The organism is Pleionea sp. WD8-19 (assembly GCF_055326765.1).
In genome coordinates this window covers 95940-114117 of record NZ_JBUZOU010000014.1, presented here as the reverse complement: position 1 = coordinate 114117, position 18178 = coordinate 95940, and the positions used below count along the sequence as shown (strand labels likewise).

Sequence of the window (18178 nt, the reverse complement as noted above, 5' to 3'; positions counted from 1 at the left end):
ACCTCTTCCTTACTTTTTGCTCGAAACTCGCGACTCGACACTGAATTATCCATGAAACTTTTCCCGCAAGGCGCATTTGGCCGTACCGCTCTTTTAGTCGCAGGGTTATTGTTTATCAACCTTTTGGTATACCTGTTTGTCACTGCCTTTTGGGTGGTTCAACCCAGCAATGAAATTCTGATGAAACAATTAGCCAACCAGATGAATACCATTGTGATCCACGAGCAAAATAACGTGTCACCTCACGTTCGTCTAAAATTTGAAAAAGCCACCGGCATAGAAGCCTTTGCTTTTAAAGAAGCACTCGGACGCGGACTTGATCGTGCAATATATTATCAGAGTTTATCCGATCAACTGGCCAACTATTTGGGCGAAGGCACCGAACTCAGAATTGAGGAATCAGATATCGCTTATTATTGGATTTTGCACCCACGTCAAAAAGATATCTGGATCCGAATTCCATCCATTCGGATTGATTTCTGGATTTACCTGGTTCCGCTGGCTTATTTAACAATCATCTTTCTACTCAGTGCATTGGGCGGTTGGATTTTCGCTCGTCAATTACATCGTCCACTCAAACGACTGGAAATGGCCGCACGCGAAATTGGCCGAGGTGATTATCCCGGCAAATTAAAAGAACAAGGTGCAAGAGAATTGATTGCAGTGACACGAGCCTTTAACCAAATGGCGAAAGACGTTCATCAATTGGAAGAAGATCGCACCCTGTTACTGGCCGGTATTTCCCACGACTTACGCACACCCATCACTCGTATTCGATTAGCTTCGGAATTTTTAACGTCTGCCGATGAAGAAACCAAACACGGTATCATCGCCGATACTGAAGATATGGACGCCATTATCGATCAGTTTATTTCGTTTGTGCGTGATGGCCGCGACGAATCCGAGCAATGGCTCGACATCAACCACATTATAGAACCCATCGTAGAAAATAATCTATTGCACCAACGTGAAATCCGTGCCGAGCTAAAACCTCTTTCGTTGTATCCGGTAAAACCGCTGGCCATGAAACGCTTACTGAGTAATTTAATCGAAAACGGATTTCGGTATGGTGCGCCACCGGTGGAAATTGCTTCCTGGCAAGAGCATGGCAACATTATTATTACCGTATCGGATCACGGAGCAGGCATTCCAGACATCGATATTGAACGATTGTTTCAACCTTTTGCCCGCGGCGAACAGGCGAGAACGGGTCGAGGATCCGGATTAGGTTTGGCCATCGTTAAGCGCATTGTCGATTTGCATCACGGCGAAATTATGCTGACCAATTTAGCGCCCGGCGGATTAGAAGCACGATTAATTTTTCCGATTCCAAATGAGACAGATAATAAGGTCTTTAAAACCAGTAATCCGCTCGAAATGAAATGGCAGTAATATCATCCGAATGTAAGTATTTCACCCCCAAATGATAACTGCTGGGTTGTCCGACTTTGCCCACATTGGGCGCTAATCGCAGGCCAATCACATTGTATTGATCCACATAAAGATCATCACCGCCGTAAGTCGTATTGACAAAAAATAACTCGAGTACATCTTCGTCGTCACCGAACCAATTGACATATTGACTGTATAAAAGCCCATTTCGATACACTTGAAATTCAGTACCGGGATCACTGGTAAAATCGCCAATTTCCGTTTTGAGAGTTTCGGTATTACCGATCATATTGCCCATGGTTAACACCGCGTTGTCTAATGAAAAAACATAACTGCTTGTTAAAAAGTACCCTGACATTTTTCCAGCCGAACCCAACTCTTCTGACCCCGTTATGCCGTACGCCAGAGATGGCGTAATAGTCCAGTGTCGTTGAATCGCCCAACGCAAAGTGACACTTAAAGGAATCGTGTAGGTTTTCGCACCATTCACTTCATTCATGGCTACCGGCATTTTGATAATTAATTCACTGCCGGGGGCATTGTCAAACTGATTACGGTAGGTGATGGGAATGCGCACCTGATCAACCGTACCATTATTCGTATCGTATTGTGTCGCTTCAATACCGATACCAAATCGGCCGTCATTTTCACCGGCTGTCGAATCGTTGCTCTTATCCGGATCATAGTCATCTTTATGTGAAGCGTCTGATCGATCATTTGACGATGAAAGGCGGCCGGTTTCAGAAGCCTCACCACCATCTTCAACGTCCACTGTGCCACTTTCACGATCGGGAGAGTCTTCTCTTCGACTTTCATTTCTTCGCTGATCTTGCTGAAGAATATCTGGACCACCGAACCGATCGAGCGCGCCTGGCGTCCACATAGAATCGATACTGACAGAGTCGATCATTTGGTCCATCAATGATGACGGGTTTCCAGCAACGGGATCAATCGGCGAAACGAGCTGCAAAATAGCAATGATCCGATCGACGTCAGCATTACCATTCTCAAACCACTCGTAAAACAGATCGGTACTTTGTTCTCGAGTTGCCCCTTCGAAGGTTTGAAAAATCCCTAAGTTTTCTATTTGCAGTATTAACGTCGCCGACCCCGCATCAAATCGAAGGTCCATTGGCAAACCACGAAAATCCAAAATAAATTGTGCGGGTGAAGCCGTTCGAATACCATTTGGCCCCGTACCATCGTCATAGCCAGGTAAAAAGTCCGTTACACTGGTGTCACCAAAAAACCGTATCGCATCTTCAGCCTTAACAAAAGTGATTGAAAAAGAATCTTGGCCAGAAAGCCCCAAAATAAAAAAGTTATAGGTATAACCGGGAGTTGAAAAGAACAACATCATGGCGGCTATTAAAGTTAAGCATCGATTCACTTCGCCCTCCTTAACTGCCTAAAACAAACAAGGGTGTTGAGTATAGATAGCCACACCAATTTTGCATCATTATTTGCGATATTTTATCGGTGTTTTTTCAAAATATTTTCTTAAAATATGGAAATGGAATAACTGGAATTTTTTATAGATTTGAACTCAATTAAAATAAAAAAAATACAAAAAGTTGGAGCCACGAATACTACTACAGCTGACTGACACTCTGAGCAAATTCAGGCAAATCTCCGGACAATCCCATTGCCTGCTTAATGAGCTCCGTTTTTATCAAAGGGTTTCGATCGATTAGATTCACTCCCACATTTCTTGCCATAACAATGGCTGGATTTTGTTGTTTATAAATCCAATTCAAAGCCGTCATGGATTTTTGAATTAAGTGATTTTGTCCTTTGCGTTTACGCTCAAAAGCTCTCAAGTTAACTTGCGTTCCCAAATCTTTTTTATCGCTGTGCAACGTTAACAATTGTCTCGCCAATTCAGCGGCATCAGAGAATCCAAGATTAACGCCCTGACCCGCCAGTGGATGAACAGTATGTGCCGCATCGCCAATCAGCGCTACACGCTGTTGCACATAATGATCACTGTGTCGAGCAATAAGCGGAAATGTTTTTATATCATTTAATAACATTACCTTTCCCAATCGGTGATCGAGGGCTGTTGCAATTCGTTGTTCCAATGCACTCCTTTGCAGACTTAATAATTGCTGAGCAAGTTCGTTATCAACCGACCAGACAATAGAGCAGGTATGAGCGTCAGGAAGAGGTAAGTAGGCCATTGGGCCGGTTGATAAAAAACGCTGCCAAGCCGTAAATTGATGTCGCTGTTCGGTTTTGATGTTTGCCACCAGCGCTTGTTGTTGGTAATGCAATTGCTTTGTTACAAACTGAAATTGTTCACGTACATACGATAACGCACCATCGGCACCCACCAACACGGTTGCATCCAGGTTTGTACCATTTTTTAGTTTACAATAGACGCGTTGTTCCTCACGCTCCAGGCATTCAATTTGTTCGTGAAACAATGCAATGTTGGAATGTTGATAAACCGTTTCGGCAATCGCGGCACGTATCACCCGATTTTCGACAATGTGCCCTAAATCAGGTTGCGCCAGTTCCTGCGCTGTAAACCGTAATTCACTGCTGCCATTGGCTTCCCACACCACCATCGACTGATAAGGCGTCACGCGTTGCCACGGTATTTTTTGCCAAGCATCAATACGCTTGAGAATATTTTCGCTACTGCGTGATAAGGCGCTGACGCGACAATCGTATTGTTGTGCTTTTGCATCGAGTTTTAAATCGCCAATGGTCGGTAAAGGTTCGGGATCGATCACTGCTACCTGCATGGTTTCTTTCAGCAGTGCAGCAAGACAAAGGCCGACCATGCCACCACCAACTATGATCACATCAAACTTTTCCGCCATGCATTATTCCCGTACTTTTTGCTGCAATTGTTGTTCCGTGAGCGAAACGCCACGAGCCAGAAGCGGTAAATCATTGCGCAACCCCATGGCCTGCTCGGCAAATTTGCGTTTTAGTGGTGCAATCACATCCAACCACTTCAGTGACACATTGCGTCCAAGGCTTAACAAAGTGTTATCATTCACAAACAATCGTGCTAATAAATCGGTATTTTTTAACGTTTGCTCTATATCCACTTGTCGATTTTGCCAATAACTTTCCAGTAACTTATGATTGCCAATATCGGCCTGGCGCGAACAAAAAATTTCGCCCGCAATGGTTTCTGCTAACGTCGCAATATCACGTAATCCCAAATTAAATCCTTGCCCAGCGACCGGATGGCCAGTATGTAAAGCGTTACCAACAAACACAGCGCGTTGACTGTAGCCCTGTTTTAATTTTTGTTTGAGCAACGGATAAACTGAACGCGTACCCACTTGCGTGATTCGTCCGGCACGAAAACCGAATCGCGCTTGTAATGCGTTGATAAAGTCGTTGTCGGAAAGCGATTGCCAATGTTCAGCTTGTTGCGGAGGCAAGGTACACACAACGGAAATGCGGTTTCGAGTCAGGGGTAAAAAAGCAATGGGGCCAGAGTCGGTAAATCGCTCATACGCCCAACCATTGAGTTTTTGATCGGTAGCGATATTACAAACTAGAGCCGCTTGTGAATAATCTTCTCGCTCTGCGGTCATGTTCAACATTTTTGCCGAAGGCGATGCTGTTCCATCGGCCGCAACCAAAAGTCGAGCAGCAATGGTTTGTTGTCGGGTTTCCGTTTCAAGCGTTAATTCAGTCTGTGCGTCGGTGGGGTTGTTGATCGCGATTACCCGTGCTGGTGATAGGACATCGATATTGTTGCAGGCTTGCATAGCGCGATAAAACACGTTTCCGGCTTCCCGATTTTCCAGCACAAAACCGAGCGCATTGACGCCGTAATCTTCTGCGTGCAAACGACACATCCCCATGTGTCCTTTATCCGAAACATGAATGTGTTCAATCGCTGCCAATTGGGATTTCAATTGTAACCAGATGCCAATGGTGTCGAGAATTTTGGCCGAACCGTAAGACAATGCCACGGAGCGATCATCAAAACTGGGTTGTTGTCGCTGATCCACAGGTACCGCTTCAATCACGGCAATGGACAAAGGTAACGGCGCCAGAGCTAAAGCCAAACTGGCACCGATCATACCGCCACCCACAATGACCAGGTCGTATTGATCGTTCATCGATTATTTCGCCATCAACGCTTCAATCGCGTCAATAGATTTGGGTGCACCACCAGTCAACACATCGTGTCCTGATTCGGTTACTAACACATCATCTTCGATGCGAATGCCAATCCCGCAGAACTTTTTATCGACACCTTCGGTGTTTTTAGGAATGTAAATGCCTGGCTCAACCGTCATGACCATGCCAGGCTCCAGTATGCGTGGTTCGCCATCAATGGAATAGTCGCCTACATCGTGTACATCGAGTCCGATCCAATGTCCGGTTTTGTGCATATAAAACCGCTTGTAGGCTTCTTCTTCGATCAGTGTTTGTTTATCGCCTTGCAACAGTCCGAGTTTGATCATCCCAGCGGTCAGTACATCCACCGCAGTTTCGTGCGGCTGCATCCAGTGATTGCCTGGCTTGATAGTTTCAATGGCTGCCAACTGCGCATCCAATACCAGCTGATAGAGTTGTTTTTGCGCACGAGTAAATTTACCGTTAATTGGAAAAGTGCGTGTAATATCAGACGCATACATCTGGTATTCTGCACCGGCATCAATGAGCAACATCTCTCCACTTTTCAGCTTACTTTCGTTTTCCGTGTAATGCAGAATACAGGCATTGTCACCTCCAGCAACAATAGACGAATAGGCCGGGAAACGCGCGCCTTGCCTTGCAAACTCATAATGGATTTCTGCTTCGATATCGAGCTCACTCATTCCTGGCTGGCAACATTTCATAGCCCGGATATGGGCATCGGCAGCGATTTGTGCCGAACGCCTCATCAGCTTAATTTCCGCCGCAGACTTCAACAAGCGCATATCGTGCAGCGGATGACGCAAATCAATGAACTCGCCCGGCGGTTGGGCACCTTTCTTAACTTGGGCTCGTATTTTATTGACCCAGTTCATGATGCGGTTATCGAGCTCCTTGTTTTTGCCCATTTCATAATAAATACGAAGTCGCCCTTCCATCATGCCTGGTAAAATGTCGTCAATATCATCTATGGGAAAGGCATCGTCGGCACCAAAGGCTTGTTTTGCGGCTTCTGGCCCGTACCGACGACCGTGCCAGGTTTCCATTTCCAGATCCTTGTCGTTGCAGAATAAAACGAACTCGCCGTGCTCCCGCCCCGGGATCAAAGCCATCACCGCATTGGGTTCCGGAAATCCGCAAAGATAATGAAAATCACTGTCTTGACGAAACATAAAATGAGTGTCGCGACTGCGTACCAGCTCCTCGGCCGACGCCAATATGGCAATACTGCCGGGCTCCATGGTTTGCATCAAATGTTGTCGGCGACGTGCGAATTCCTGTTGGTTGATCACAAATGACTCCGCTACTTGTTTTTGTATTAGTGTAATGAATGGTTAGAGTTGCGCGACTCTTGCACTGCCTGCTGAAGCAAGCTGCGCGTTTCCAAAAATATCACTTGTGCGCTAACGCGAACGTGCTCGATCACGGTATACAAGGCTTGCTCCATTTCTTCTGTATTTTCCACTTCCAAATCCACCTGGGCAATTTCCATCAAATCTTCCAATGCTTCGTTCAAATCGTCACTTTCCAGTTTTTGATTGCCGGTTTGCATTCCGTAGCCAAGTAAAAAGCCCTGGCTCCATTCACAGACGTTTTCAAGACGCTCTTCCAGTGGCGCGACGTCATCGGGCAGCATCAACTCCAATTGAAAGATATCCTGCTCCAATTGACTCGCCGTCGCTGCAACAAAGTTATCCAATTGCTGCATTTGTTCTGCTGGAAACAATTTACCTTCGTTTAAATGGGTGGTTACCGGAATTTTCCAGCTCTTGCTATCATTACTCATACCTGCGGCAAACAATCCGCACACCATGCCCTGAAACTCACTGGCTCGAGTTTCACAGTTAGCGCCGGCTAACAAGTCTTCCAGATCATCAAAAGTTAGTAACTGTTCACTATTCATAAGGTTAAAATTCGCTTTTTTGTGACCTTATCGGTCCGATGTTGCGATTATATCATTGACCCCAAGTGCGCGTGGCTCTATATTTAAACCATTATAAAAAACAACAGCTTGCTATGGAAAATTCAGAAATTTCTCAACTGGAAAGTCGGGTTGAGCAACTTTTGGAGAGGTTTCATCAATTACAACAGGAAAACCGAACTCTGAAAGTAAAGCAAGACGAGCTGATCGCCGATCGAGCGCGTTTGCTCGAAAAAAACCGTCTGGCCACCGATAAGATCGAGTCTATTGTGAGTCGACTGAAGTCTATGGGATAGGTAAACAGGACCCTCTATGAGCCAAAGTAACAGCAATTCGGTCACCCTGCGTATTCTGGAGCGCGAGTATCAATTTTCCAGCCCGGAAAAACAACGCGATCAGTTACAAGAAGCCGCTCGTTTTCTTGATGGCCGTATGCGCGAAATTCGCGACAGTGGCCGTGTGGTGGGCACGGAGCGTATTGCCGTTATGGCGGCACTGAACTTGGCTTTTGAATTGCTCTACGGTAGCAAAGACAGCGGCAAATCAACGGTCGATACGTCTCGGCTATCGCAACTTAAGTACAAGATCGAAGAAGTATTAGCATCCGATAGCCAGTTAGAGTTAACATAACAGCCAGTGCTACCTGGGGTGTTCGCCAGCAGAGAACGTCCTTGAGCCGATAATACTGTAACAGGGAGTTGGGTTGTTGATGGTGGTGTGCAAGTCCGGCATGTACCGGAAAGCCTGATCCATTACCAAGACTCCCACCTAGAGCCTTGGGTTCTAGGGCCAATACCTGTAACGGCATTCCGGGTAGCGCGTTTTAATATGATCCATTCTCTTACCCAACATAAAAAACAAGTGCGTCAGCGCATTCGTCAATTTCGTCAAACGCTCGAACCGGCACAACAACAACGAGCCGCCGAAGCCTTATTGGTACAATTAAAACAATGGTCTCTGTTCCGACAATCCCAACATGTTGCGGGTTATTTGGCGCAAGATGGCGAACTCGGTTTAACTTCGGTTTTTGAGCACTGTTGGCAGCAAAATCAAAAGACTTATTTACCCGTGCTAAGGCCATTGCCACCGAATCGACTCTGGTTTGCGCCCTATCGTATAAACAGTCACCTGGTTGAAAACCGGTTTCAAATTAAAGAACCCGATGTATTACCCAATCGGTTTTGCCGCATCAGCCAATTGGAACTGGTGTTGTTTCCACTGGTCGCTTTCGATACCAACGGCGCGCGACTGGGGATGGGAGGAGGCTTTTACGATCGGACATTTGCGCATGTACGTCACGATTCGAAACGTCCGATTTTTGTTGGTGTTGCTTATCAACAACAATTGGTGAGTGGATTACCCGTCGAACCTTGGGATTTACCCTTAGACGCGGTGATCACACCGCAACGTATCTATCACTTCGATGCACCACGAGTGACCACCGCTCAATTATAAACTCGAGTATTCGAAGGTTTTTTCTTAGGCAATAAAAACCCCGCGACGAAGCGCGGGGGATTTTATTTTTCTTATTGATTACTGATGTAACTGAGCGACCTGAGTCTTGCTAACCTGCGCTTCGGGTTTTACATCACCCGTACTACCAACGCTGGATACCGCAATGCCCAACCCTAAAACAGCCGCCAGCACCACCAGTATGTCTGGCTTTTTCTTCATGGTGCTCTCCAAACCCTAAGATTCGGGTTTTTTTTATTTTTTTATCGAGCTCCTTCAGTTTTGGCTTCCTTAATCCCCCGAACAGATGAATCTTTTTGTTCATTCCTTGCGCAGGGGGGTTAAAGACTTTACACCTATAAGCCACACGGATGCAACCCCTATTTATTGCTGAGATAGCTCGTTGTTGATTTCCGACTTTAGCCAGTGCTTACTTTAACCCCGCCGCTTGTTTATACTTGAGCAACGCCTCAACATTTCCAACGAATGAACATGAATTACTGGTTGATGAAATCGGAGCCGGACAGCTTCAGTATTGATGATTTAATCGCTTGCCCAGGTCAGACTGAACCTTGGAATGGTGTCCGAAATTACCAAGTTCGCAATATGATGCGCGACCAGATGCAGGTTGGCGATCAGGCTTTTTTTTACCACTCCAGCTGCAAAGTGCCAGCAATAGTGGGCATCGTTGAAATCGTCCGCAGTGGCTATCCGGATCACACGGCCTTTAATCCGAATAACCACTACTACGATCCAAAAAGCGATCCGGACAACCCACGCTGGTTTATGGTGGATGTAAAATTCATAGAAAAACTGAAACAACCGATCACTCTTAAACAACTGAAGCTGCAAAACTATTTACTGGAAGACGACTTCGCCTTGCTGCGCAAAGGTTCGCGACTGTCGATATTACCGGTGAGCTCGCAACAGTGGCATTACATTTTATCCTTGCTTTAAATGCGGTTTCTACATTAGCCGTTTATAATAGTCGACATCGCTTCCATTAAAACACTCAGGATTGTTCCCATGTCTCAAGACGAACTGAAACAACAGGCTGCCGAAAAAGCGCTCGAATTTATTGAAGAAGATGAAGTCGTTGGCGTCGGTACCGGCTCAACCGTCAATTTTTTCATCGATGCGCTGGCCACTAAAAAGCATCTTATTAAAGGTGTGGTATCCAGTTCGGAAGTATCCACCACTCGATTGAAGCAACACGGCATTCCAGTGTTCGAATTGAATGCCATTGATCGATTACCTGTATACATCGACGGCGCTGATGAGAGTAATCATTTACTGGAGCTGATTAAAGGTGGGGGTGGTGCACTTACCCGCGAAAAAATCATTGCTGCTGTGGCTGAAAAATTTATCTGCATCGCCGACGAAAGCAAACTGGTCAAAAAGCTGGGCAGGTTTCCGCTTCCAGTAGAAGTTTTACCGATGGCACGCAGTCATGTCGCTCGAGAGCTGGTGAAGCTGGGTGGCGATCCTGTTTATCGCGAAGGCTTCATCACCGACAATGGGAATCAAATCCTCGATGTGCACAACCTTGATATATTGCAGCCTATTGCGATGGAGCAAAAAATTAATCAAATCGTCGGTGTTGTTACCAATGGCCTGTTTGCCGCCCGTGGTGCTGATGTATTGTTGTTGGCAACCAAAGATGGCGTAAAAACGCTTACTGCTTAAATCGTTTGCTCATAACGGCAGGATTGATGCCTGCCGCATCCCCCTATTTCGATCACCTTAAAGTTGCAAAACGCTACCTCTCACCTAAACTTTAATGACTTAAAAATAAGACGGTTGTTCTTTGTGAATGCAACTTCCACTCACCGGTGAGGAACTGTCAGCCGACACAACCCACAATTACCTCACCAAAGTTATCACCACGTCAACAGAGTTTGCTCAGCTCGAACATGAATGGCAATCTCTGCTGTACCGCAGTTCCAAAAACAATGCGTTTATTTCCTGGCCGTGGCTTCATACCTGGTGGCAGGTATTTCATGCGCAAGACTGGCAACTGTTTATCATTACGGTCCGCTGTGGAGAGCAATTGGTCGGTCTAATGCCTTTGTACCGTTGCGATGGCCCTTTCGGCACGCAATGTTTGCGTTTTATCGGACAAGGAGAAGACGAAAAAGACGAAGTGGCCAGCGAAAATCAAGACATCTTACTCGATCCCAATCATGCATCAGGCTGTTTGGAGGCTATCGCCAATATATTATGCCAAGACACCGAGTGGGACTGGCTCGCATTAAACAAACTGCTGCCAGACTCACATTTTATCAATCAATTGCAACCCTTAATGAATAAACAAGGCATCTTTTCGCGAAACCGAAGCTATCACTTTTCCTGGGTTGTTTCTTTACCTTCTACTTGGGAAGATTATCTCCAACAATTACCGACAGAAAAACGCAAAAATTTGTTACGTTCTTTAAGAAAATTCACGTCACTGGAACACATTGAAGAAAGCCTGGTTACTTCAGACTCCCATATTCTTTCGTCTTTTGATACGTTGGTTCTGTTACATCAAAGTCGGTGGCAATCGGTGGGTGAAAAAGGGTTGTTCGCATCAAAAAAATTCTTTCAATTTCATCAAACGGTGCTTCCTTTATTGCACCACGCCGATATGTTAGAACTGAGACTTTTAAAAGTGAATGACAAACCGGTTTCGGTTTTGTACAACCTGAAATGTCGCTCAGTCATTTACGCATACCAAAGTGGATTCCAACATAATATGAAGCCCACACCGGGTAAAGTCGCTGATTATTTTGCCATACAGTCCGCTATTCAAAACGCATACACCGAGTACAATTTACTGATGGGCGCGGAAAACACATTCAAAAAAGAATTGGGGGCTCACCCGGTACCTTTGTGGTGGGCAAAGTGTTTCAACCACACCACTCAGGGCCGCCTGCTTGCAATGCTTCTCAGGTTAAAGCGAAATCACCAGCAGTGAACTAATAAAGGATACGCGTTCGAATGGTTCCTGGAATTTGCCTCAGCTCTTCAAACACTTTGTCACTCGACGATTGATCGATATCGGTAACCACATACCCCACCTGCTCACTGGTTTGCAGAAACTGCGCCGCGATATTGACGTCCATTGACGAAAAAATGTCGTTGATTTTGGCTAAGATGCCCGGCGTATTACGATGAATATGGCAAATGCGATGTTTACCGGCGTGAGAAGGCAAAGCCACTTCCGGCATATTAACCGCCGATAAAGTCGAGCCGTTATCCGAGTATTTCACCAATTTTTCACTCACCTCAATGCCAATATTGGCCTGTGCTTCCATGGTGCTGCCACCAACATGCGGTGTCAGAATGACATTATCAAATTCACGCAGTGGCGATAGAAACTCATCTTGATTGGATTTTGGTTCAACCGGGAACACATCAATAGCGGCACCGGACACCTTCTCCGAGCGTAATGCTTCAACCAAACAATCGATATCCACGACCGTACCACGCGATGCGTTAATCAGAATGGCGCCCGACTTTAAATGTTGAAACGCTTCCTCATTCATCATGTTTTTGGTTAGAGGCGTTTCCGGAACATGAAAAGTAACCACGTCCGATGTTGCGAGTAATTGCTCATAACTCTCAGACGGTTGCGCATTACCTAACGCCAACTTACTTTCAATATCGTAATATTGCACGTTCATACCCAAATTTTCTGCCAAAATGCCAATTTGTGTACCGATGTGACCGTAACCGACAATTCCCAGTGTCTTACCACGCGTTTCATAGGAGTTGGCTGCCGACTTTAACCATTGGCCACGATGCGCACCGGCGTTTTTTTGCGGAATACCTCGCAGTAGCAGAATCATTTCTGCCAAAACCAGCTCGGCTACACTTCGTGTATTAGCAAAAGGCGCGTTAAATACCGGAATACCCCGGATCTCGGTAGTCGCCAGATCAACCTGGTTCGTTCCAATACAAAAACAGCCAACGGCTGCAAGTTTTGGCGCATGATCGAGCAGTTGAGGTGTGATCTGGGTACGTGACCGAATACCAAGAAAATACGCATCAGCCAGTACGTCTTTAAGTTCGCCAAGGGGGAGGGATTTACTGGCGGTCACCACCTGATTATACCCAGCGTTTCGAAATACTTTTTCTGCACTGGCATGAATGCCTTCCAGTAACACGATTTTAATTTTGTCTTTATCGAATGAAGTCTGCTGTGCTGTCACGGGATTATTCTCACGATTAGAGTTGCCGATAGCATAAGGAAAATAACGTGATAATTCTAGAACTTGTCGGTAACCGCTGGTTATTTACCACCAAATAATTATGTGCAATGACGAGCGGATATTGATAAAATCGCGCCAAATTTTGTAATAGATCCCGATATGAAGCAGTCAGATTTAGCCACCAGCGTGAAACAGCTCCTGATTGACACCTTGTCATTAGACCTGTCCACCCGAGATTTGTCGGACACGACACCGCTGATGGGCAACTTTCCCGAGTTCGATTCCATGGCTATCGTATCCATCATAACCGCACTGGAAGAAAGCTTTCATTTTACGGTTGATGATGACGATCTAACTGCGGAAGTGTTTGAGACCGTTGGAAGTCTCATCACTTTTGTTGAAGCACAAGCCACAACGCACTAATACCGATATCTCGAAACTAAATTTTGAACTTCATCACACGATGCGTGATTGACACTTGTATACGCTGACTGTAGAATTTTCCGCCTTCCCAACAGCGAACTCTGATTGGGATATTCATTTCAATGTGCGATGTTGAATATCGACGACATTCAATATCAATTGCAGCTTCATAAAGTATATATTTTCCTGGTAAGTATTATGCCGTAAGCTGTTCATTCGCGCTTACAGGGATGCTCGACCATTACAGGGATAGGTGACGATGGCTTCGATAAAAATTTTTAATCATCACTTCAGAACGCCTTTCTTATTGCTGATGGCATTTGAATTCGCCGTATTATTTATGGCCGTTTATGCGGGTGAATACTTACGTTTCGGTGAACTCGTTTGGCAGCCCGATGATCAGGAACTCAGCAATTTCGCCTGGCGAGCCTTCACATTTGCCGTTTTAATCATGTTTTCACTGGTTGCCATGGGCCAATACCAAACACCAGGCCCACAGGGTGATCATTATTTTCCTTCGATCGTCGTACGTGTGTTTATCAGTCTACTGCTTGGTGGGCTTTCGCTCTTTGTGCTTTATTACCTGGTGCCAGAATTACTGCTCGGTCGCGGTTTACTGGCGTACTCATTCTTGAGTGCCTTTGTTGGTCTGGTCATTACACGGCTTATCTTCCATCACACCGTGGACGGCCGATTACTCAGACGAAAAATTCTGGTGCTCGGGGCCAGTGAACAAGTCAAAAATTTATTGGGCTCGGGCAACTCTATTAAAGCACTGGCGCCCTCCCGTCGAAGTTATGTGATCCACGGCTTTGTTGAGGTTCCCGGTGAAGAAGCGGTTATTGATGAACGCTTTCTGGTGAAACCGGGCGATAACCTGGCCGACTACTGTCTGGCTTACGATATTGATGAAGTGGTTGTCGCCATTAGTGACCGCCGCAATCGAATGCCTATGAATGCACTGCTCGACTGCAAACTGTTAAAAGTGAATGTTATCGACTTAGTCTCTTTCTGGGAACGTGAGCAAGGAATGGTTCGTCTTGATATGCTCAATCCGAGCTGGATGATTTTTTCAGAGAGCAGTCAACAGGGTAGCTTTGACGCATTTTGTCGTCGGTTATTCGATTTTGTTTTTAGTGCGGTCATTTTAATCATTATGTTTCCCATTCTTTTATTGACCGCATTATGCATATACATCGAAAGTGGTTTTAAAGGGCCAATATTTTACAGTCAAGAACGTGTCGGTTTAAATGGCAAAGTTTTCAAACTGCTCAAGTTTCGCAGCATGATAGTGAATGCAGAGTCCAACGGAGCTCAATGGGCCAGCCAGAATGACGCCCGCATCACACGCATTGGCAAGTTCATTCGTAAAGTGAGAATCGACGAGTTACCGCAAATTATCAATATATTCAAAGGGGATATGAGTATTGTTGGTCCGCGACCTGAACGGCCAGAGTTCGTTGCCGAGCTGGATCAGAAAATTCCGTTCTTTAATACACGCCATCGTGTGAAACCCGGTTTAGCGGGTTGGGCACAACTCAAATATCCCTACGGCGCCAGTCTCGATGACGCTTATAATAAGCTACAATATGATCTGTACTACATAAAAAATCACTCGGTTTTAATGGATGCGTTGGTATTGTTGCAAACGGTTGAAGTGATAATATTGGGTAAAGGGGCTCGATAGGGGGAGACAATGAAAAGACTAGTAGGATTGGTGTGTTTGGTATTTTTAGCGGCCTGTAATAATTTACCGGAAACCGTCAGTTACGGCCCGGAAGTGAGTGAAAACTCGCGTATATTGGTGGATCAATACCATATCGGTGTTGACGATCAAGTTGCGGTAAACGTCTGGCGACATCCAGACCTATCCATCACCGTTCCAGTTCGCCCCGATGGTATGATCACCGTGCCTCTCGTCGGAGAAGTATTAGCCGGAGGTCGAACGCCAGCGGAAGTTTCCACCGAAGTTTCTGAACGACTGACTCGGTTCATTCGAGACCCGCAAGTCACCGTCATTTTGGTTCAACTGCGCAGTCATGAGTTTTTATCACGTGTACGCGTTACCGGTGCCGTACGAGCGCCCCGTTCTCTTAACTTTCGTCAAGGCATGACCGTATTGGATGTTGTGCTGGAAGCTGGAGGGTTAAATGAGTTTGCTGCCGCCAACAGCACAAAGTTGTTCCGTAAAATTAAAGGCAAAATGGAAACGATTGATATCGAGCTGTTCGATATTCTAAACGATGGCGATATGCGTACCAATATCGCGATTGAACCTGGCGACATCATTTCTATTCCAGAACGAACCTTTTAATCGAGCAGTTTTATGAATTTATCCATCGGCGAACTCATCAAACGACTTTTTCGAGAGAGTTGGCAACGCAAAGTATTGGTAACAACGCTCTACGTCATCATTTCCATCGCATTTTTAGCTCTGGCACTCGTTTGGCCAAAAGAGTTTGATTCCTCTGGTTCAGTATTTGTCGAACAACAAAGTATTCTACAACCTCTGTTGCCCGACTCGGCGGTCAACGCCAGCGCAGTGGATCGCGCCAAAATTGCGCGAGAAATTATTTTCAGTCGCAAATCGATGGACCGTATTTTAGAAAATTCCCAATGGTTCGACTCTGAACCGACAGAAGTAGAAAAAGATAAAAAGAAAGAGTCGATTCGCAATCGCACCGAAATTCGAGGAAGTCGTGGCAATTTGATCACCATTAATTACCGTGATGAAAACCCCAAGCGAGCCTACGATACCACCAAATTAATGATGGATATCTTTATTGAAGAGTCACTTCGAGCCAAACGCGAAGAAAGCCGTCAGGCGTTCGAATTTATCAACCGTCAAGTTGAAGAGTACCATCGCAAATTGATTGAAGCGGAAGAAGCCATTAAACGATTTCGAGCCAAAAATATTGATGCAACACCCGGTGCGGATACTGCTGCAGACGAGCGACTATTGCAATTAAAACGTCAACTGGAAGGCGTAGAAATGCAAATCTACGAAGAACGTTCGAAACTGCAAGCGCGTGAACGTCAATTAGCTGGAGAAAGCGGAACACAAAATGCGTCCAGTATTGCTCGAGAAAGTCAACTGAGCTCGCGCATTGGCGAGCTCGAAAGCCGGCTAGCAGATTTGCGCCTGACCTACATGGACGACTACCCAGATATTGTTCAACTGAAAAGTCAAATCGCCGCGCTTGAGGAGCAAATTCGTAAAGAAGTAGAGGCTCGCAAAAAAGGAACACTCCCCGGAACAACCGAGTTACGAGATGGTCCTATCGCTCAAGAATTACGGCGTCAGATTTTACGTTCACAAACGGAATTATCATCACTCACCTCGCGCAAACAACAAATTGAAACACTAATGGAGCGCGAACGCGAAACCAAAAACCGTATTAACGCGGTAGAAGCAGAACTGGCCGAACTCACTCGCGATAACCAGGTCAATCGCACCATGTATCAGCAACTGTTGTCCCAACGGGAAAATGCACGTATTTCAATGAACATCGACATTGAAAACCAGGGGTTAACGGTTAAAGTTCAAGAAGATGCGACCTTTCCAATAACGCCAAAAGGTATTTCTTTTACCCACATCATCCTCGCTGGATTGGTTTTATCATTCGCGATCCCGGTGGGCGTTGCTTTTGGCTTAAGCTTGCTTGACCAAAAAGTTCGCGACAAGCACTTCTTCACGGATAAGCTAAAATTAAACGTATTAGCTGCGGTTTATCCTGCCAGTACACCAGCACAACGCAAAGCCATCGCTTTAAAGGCTACTGTAATGACGCTGGTGGTACTGTCTGTTTGGACCTTGTACGGTTTTCAAATTTACTTGCGCATCCGAGGTAACCTATGAGTATTATTGAAAAAGCAATGCGCGTTGTCGGTGAAGAAGCCGATGAAGAAAAAGTAAGAGAAGCCGTTGCCAAAGAAGTCGCCGAAGAGAAGCAGTCCACCATTGCACGCAGTAAAGATCCGGCTAATTTGGCGTCCGCGCGAAAGATGATTTCGAAAATGGCGCAAGGTAAAGTATTCAGTCAACAAGAGTTGAATGCTAAAGGGATTATCCATGCAAATATGCGAGACACCGTACTGCTCAATACGTATCGAAACCTGCGCACCAAACTTCTCGCTCAATCGGAAAAAGAAAATTTCACCACGTTAATCACATCTGTTGTGCCCGGGGGCGGCAGCAGCCAAGTAGCGGTCAATCTGGCAGCGACTTTTGCTTTAGATGAAGGAAAAACTTCGCTGTTAATCGATGCTAATATCAACAATCCTCAATTGCAGGAATTCCTCGATGTGGATTCCGATATCGGTGTCATTGACTATCTAGAAAGTGAGCAATACAGTGACGAAGAAATACTCTATAAAACACCGATTCCACGTGTGCGCCTGTTACCATCGGGTAAACGCCGGGTCAATGCAGCAGAGTACTTTACGTCCGGTAAAATGAAACGTCTAATGTCGAATATTTTGCACCGTTACCCAGAGCGTTTTCCGATTATCGATGCACCCAGTATCACGCAATCGGCCGATACTCGAATACTGGCCGATCTTTGCGACAAAATCATATTGGTTGTTCCCTACGGCAAGTGCAGCGAGGAAGAAATCAAGTACGCAGCGTTGGCGGTTGGCGAACAAAAACTGGCGGGTGTGGTGTTGAACGAGTTTTAAT

The 18178-nt window shown here is 45.7% G+C and carries 19 protein-coding genes and 1 other RNA gene; 13 read left to right on the top strand and 7 right to left on the bottom strand.

From position 1 onward, the window contains the following. Positions 1–51: 51 nt before the first annotated feature. On the top strand, positions 52–1392 hold the full coding sequence (envZ, locus tag ACTUJY_RS15710; RefSeq protein WP_463617064.1) for a two-component system sensor histidine kinase EnvZ: 1341 nt from the start codon (positions 52–54) through the stop codon (positions 1390–1392). On the opposite strand, the gene ACTUJY_RS15705 is transcribed toward envZ, so the two are convergent. From ACTUJY_RS15705 to ACTUJY_RS15685, 5 genes are all read right to left on the bottom strand, one after another. Beyond that, positions 1355–2782, bottom strand: a complete 1428-nt coding sequence (locus tag ACTUJY_RS15705; RefSeq protein WP_463617063.1) for a hypothetical protein — start codon at positions 2780–2782, stop codon at positions 1355–1357. The two genes, envZ and ACTUJY_RS15705, sit on opposite strands and share 38 nt — an antisense overlap. 202 nt (positions 2783–2984) lie before the next feature. Next, positions 2985–4220 carry a UbiH/UbiF/VisC/COQ6 family ubiquinone biosynthesis hydroxylase gene (locus tag ACTUJY_RS15700; RefSeq protein ID WP_463617062.1) on the bottom strand — a complete coding sequence of 412 codons (1236 nt, stop codon included), beginning with the start codon at positions 4218–4220 and terminating at the stop codon, positions 2985–2987. A 3-nt stretch (positions 4221–4223) separates the two neighbouring features. After that, entirely contained in the window at positions 4224–5486 is a 1263-nt protein-coding gene (gene ubiH, locus ACTUJY_RS15695) for a 2-octaprenyl-6-methoxyphenyl hydroxylase (RefSeq protein ID WP_463617061.1), read from the bottom strand. Positions 5487–5489: 3 nt separating this feature from the next. Next, positions 5490–6800 carry a Xaa-Pro aminopeptidase gene (gene pepP / locus ACTUJY_RS15690; protein WP_463617060.1) on the bottom strand — a complete coding sequence of 437 codons (1311 nt, stop codon included), beginning with the start codon at positions 6798–6800 and terminating at the stop codon, positions 5490–5492. A gap of 26 nt (positions 6801–6826) precedes the next feature. Then, positions 6827–7411: a UPF0149 family protein gene (locus ACTUJY_RS15685; RefSeq protein ID WP_463617059.1), complete on the bottom strand. Its 585-nt coding sequence runs from the start codon at positions 7409–7411 to the stop codon at positions 6827–6829. A 113-nt stretch (positions 7412–7524) separates the two neighbouring features. Here ACTUJY_RS15685 and ACTUJY_RS15680 point away from each other — a divergent pair, with 113 nt between their 5' ends. The 4 genes from ACTUJY_RS15680 to ACTUJY_RS15665 all read left to right on the top strand — a co-directional run bounded on the left by ACTUJY_RS15680 (position 7525) and on the right by ACTUJY_RS15665 (position 8884). Next, entirely contained in the window at positions 7525–7725 is a 201-nt protein-coding gene (locus tag ACTUJY_RS15680) for a TIGR02449 family protein (protein WP_463617058.1), read from the top strand. A 16-nt stretch (positions 7726–7741) separates the two neighbouring features. Next, on the top strand, positions 7742–8059 hold the full coding sequence (locus ACTUJY_RS15675) for a cell division protein ZapA (RefSeq protein ID WP_463617057.1): 318 nt from the start codon (positions 7742–7744) through the stop codon (positions 8057–8059). A gap of 7 nt (positions 8060–8066) precedes the next feature. After that, positions 8067–8249: non-coding RNA, 6S RNA (ssrS, locus tag ACTUJY_RS15670), on the top strand. Between the two features lie 8 nt (positions 8250–8257). Then, positions 8258–8884 carry a 5-formyltetrahydrofolate cyclo-ligase gene (locus ACTUJY_RS15665; protein ID WP_463617056.1) on the top strand — a complete coding sequence of 209 codons (627 nt, stop codon included), beginning with the start codon at positions 8258–8260 and terminating at the stop codon, positions 8882–8884. Positions 8885–8962: 78 nt separating this feature from the next. Here ACTUJY_RS15665 and ACTUJY_RS15660 read toward each other — a convergent pair whose 3' ends face one another. After that, positions 8963–9103 (bottom strand): hypothetical protein, encoded by a 141-nt coding sequence (locus ACTUJY_RS15660; RefSeq protein ID WP_463617055.1) that lies wholly within the window; start codon positions 9101–9103, stop codon positions 8963–8965. 270 nt (positions 9104–9373) lie between these two features. Here ACTUJY_RS15660 and ACTUJY_RS15655 point away from each other — a divergent pair, with 270 nt between their 5' ends. The 3 genes from ACTUJY_RS15655 (at position 9374) to ACTUJY_RS15645 (ending at position 11837) form a co-directional block, all read left to right on the top strand. Then, positions 9374–9838 (top strand): EVE domain-containing protein, encoded by a 465-nt coding sequence (locus tag ACTUJY_RS15655; protein WP_463617054.1) that lies wholly within the window; start codon positions 9374–9376, stop codon positions 9836–9838. Positions 9839–9907: 69 nt separating this feature from the next. After that, on the top strand, positions 9908–10567 hold the full coding sequence (rpiA, locus tag ACTUJY_RS15650) for a ribose-5-phosphate isomerase RpiA (RefSeq protein ID WP_463617053.1): 660 nt from the start codon (positions 9908–9910) through the stop codon (positions 10565–10567). 127 nt (positions 10568–10694) lie between these two features. Continuing rightward, positions 10695–11837 (top strand): GNAT family N-acetyltransferase, encoded by a 1143-nt coding sequence (locus tag ACTUJY_RS15645; protein WP_463617052.1) that lies wholly within the window; start codon positions 10695–10697, stop codon positions 11835–11837. A 1-nt stretch (position 11838) separates the two neighbouring features. Here ACTUJY_RS15645 and serA read toward each other — a convergent pair whose 3' ends face one another. Next, positions 11839–13074 (bottom strand): phosphoglycerate dehydrogenase, encoded by a 1236-nt coding sequence (gene serA, locus ACTUJY_RS15640; RefSeq protein WP_463617051.1) that lies wholly within the window; start codon positions 13072–13074, stop codon positions 11839–11841. 159 nt (positions 13075–13233) lie between these two features. On the opposite strand from serA, the gene ACTUJY_RS15635 reads away from it, so the two are divergent. The 5 genes from ACTUJY_RS15635 (at position 13234) to ACTUJY_RS15615 (ending at position 18177) form a co-directional block, all read left to right on the top strand. Beyond that, complete coding sequence (locus ACTUJY_RS15635; protein ID WP_463617050.1) at positions 13234–13497, top strand: acyl carrier protein; 264 nt, start codon at positions 13234–13236, stop codon at positions 13495–13497. A gap of 259 nt (positions 13498–13756) precedes the next feature. After that, positions 13757–15184: a TIGR03013 family XrtA/PEP-CTERM system glycosyltransferase gene (locus ACTUJY_RS15630; RefSeq protein WP_463617049.1), complete on the top strand. Its 1428-nt coding sequence runs from the start codon at positions 13757–13759 to the stop codon at positions 15182–15184. A gap of 9 nt (positions 15185–15193) precedes the next feature. Continuing rightward, positions 15194–15811, top strand: coding sequence for an XrtA/PEP-CTERM system exopolysaccharide export protein (locus ACTUJY_RS15625; protein WP_463617048.1), 618 nt, complete (start codon positions 15194–15196; stop codon positions 15809–15811). 12 nt (positions 15812–15823) lie between these two features. Further along, on the top strand, positions 15824–17356 hold the full coding sequence (locus tag ACTUJY_RS15620) for an XrtA system polysaccharide chain length determinant (RefSeq protein ID WP_463617047.1): 1533 nt from the start codon (positions 15824–15826) through the stop codon (positions 17354–17356). Further along, complete coding sequence (locus ACTUJY_RS15615; protein ID WP_463617046.1) at positions 17353–18177, top strand: CpsD/CapB family tyrosine-protein kinase; 825 nt, start codon at positions 17353–17355, stop codon at positions 18175–18177. Before ACTUJY_RS15620 ends, ACTUJY_RS15615 begins: the two co-directional genes overlap by 4 nt. Position 18178: the final 1 nt, after the last annotated feature.